We start from the raw sequence: 1,375 nt of genomic DNA, 5'->3' as shown, positions 1-1,375 counted from the left end.
TCTACCCAATAGCGCCAAGTGCTCCATCTAAATCTAATGAGCCAAAGCGAGTTAATTTAGGTGGTGGTGAAAGGCGCACCACCACGAAGTGGTGGCTTTAATCAAATCCTTCCTGCTGAGCTAAATATTGCTTCACGATTTCAAGTGGTGCACCTCCGCAACTAACCAGACAATAACTTCTGCTGTAAAAAACTGGCTTCCAGTAAAACTCACCCAAGTGTTCGGAAAACTCCTTTCGCACAAGTCTTGATGTAGCAGTTTTTAAACTGTTCACCATTTTACTTGGTTGCATCTTGGGATTAGCAGAAATTAAAAGGTGAAGGTGATCTGGCTCACCATTGCACTCCAAAAGCTCACAATCCCAAGATTTTAACAACCTTTTGTACTGAGATTCTAAGTACGCGGCAACCTCTGGCGTGATACAGCGATGACGATATTTAGTTACAAGAACTAAATGATAGTGAATATTATAAACGCTGTGATACAGCGTATTTAGGGCTTGTTTTTTCATAATAACTAAATATAATTAGTTGTTATGAAAAAAGCAATCCGTAAAGTTACATATAAAATGAAATCATCAGTTTCTCAAGAAGAATCGCTGATGGATTTGTTTGTCCACCATCACCAGTTGTACAACTGGGCTTTACGTGATCGCATCGAAACATATCGTGATTCTAATTACAGTCTTAACTTTCACGAACAGTGCAAAATCAACACTCTGTGGCGTAATAATCGTAAAGCGCATGGCATTTTCAATGCTAATGCTCAGAGTGAGCAAGTCACATTAAAACGTGTTGCACTGGCTTTTGACGGTTTTTTTAGACGGCTCAAAAAAGGTGATAAGAAAGCTGGATTCCCACGTTTTAAACCATTTCAACGCTTTAAAGGTTGGGGCTACAAGGCTCATGGTGATGGTTGGAAGCTCAACCTGAAAGAAAAAAAGCATGGTGCTGTTTATTTGGCTGATGTTGGTATCGTTAAGATCCGAGGTAAAGCTAGAAACACAGGAGGCAAGCCGAAAACTGCCGAAATCATCCGAAAGAATGGTGAGTGGTTCATTTCAGTTTCAATGGAGTATGACACCATTGAGAGAAACTGTGGCACTAAAGCTGTTGGCTTGGATTGGGGTGTTTCTCATTACTTTTCGACTATCGATCAGGATGGTAATTTTGAGCAAGTCGAAAACCCCCGTTACCTCAGAAACAGCAAAGAGCGATTAACCTCTTTACAACGTGACCTCGCGTTAGCGAAAAAAGGCACTCGCACCCAGCGAAAATTAAAGCATCAAATTGCCAAACTCCACCAGAAAATCGCCCGTCAAAGACTCGATTTTACTCATAAAGAAACTGCAAAATTAGTTGAAGTGGCGGCATTG

The 1,375-nt window shown here is 40.9% G+C and carries 2 protein-coding genes; one reads left to right on the top strand and one right to left on the bottom strand.

What is annotated here, in order from left to right:
• Window positions 1-97: 97 nt before the first annotated feature.
• Window positions 98-511, bottom strand: coding sequence for an IS200/IS605 family transposase (gene tnpA, locus AAEY55_RS18030; protein ID WP_036932744.1), 414 nt, complete (start codon window positions 509-511; stop codon window positions 98-100).
• 24 nt (window positions 512-535) lie between these two features.
• Here tnpA and AAEY55_RS18025 point away from each other — a divergent pair.
• On the top strand, window positions 536-1,375 hold an 840-nt coding region (locus AAEY55_RS18025; protein ID WP_350552587.1), incomplete at its 3' end, for a transposase.

The sequence above is a fragment of the Pseudoalteromonas sp. 120-MNA-CIBAN-0494 genome (assembly GCF_040308885.1).
Lineage (GTDB): Bacteria > Pseudomonadota > Gammaproteobacteria > Enterobacterales > Alteromonadaceae > Pseudoalteromonas > Pseudoalteromonas nigrifaciens.
The sequence above is the reverse complement of the archived record's forward strand: the minus strand, read 5'-3'. Positions and strand labels throughout refer to the sequence as shown.

Coding starts and splice junctions, on each gene's coding strand:
- tnpA (WP_036932744.1), bottom strand. CDS start 511: ATGAAAAAACAAGCCCTAAATACGCTGTATCACAGCGTTTATAATATT.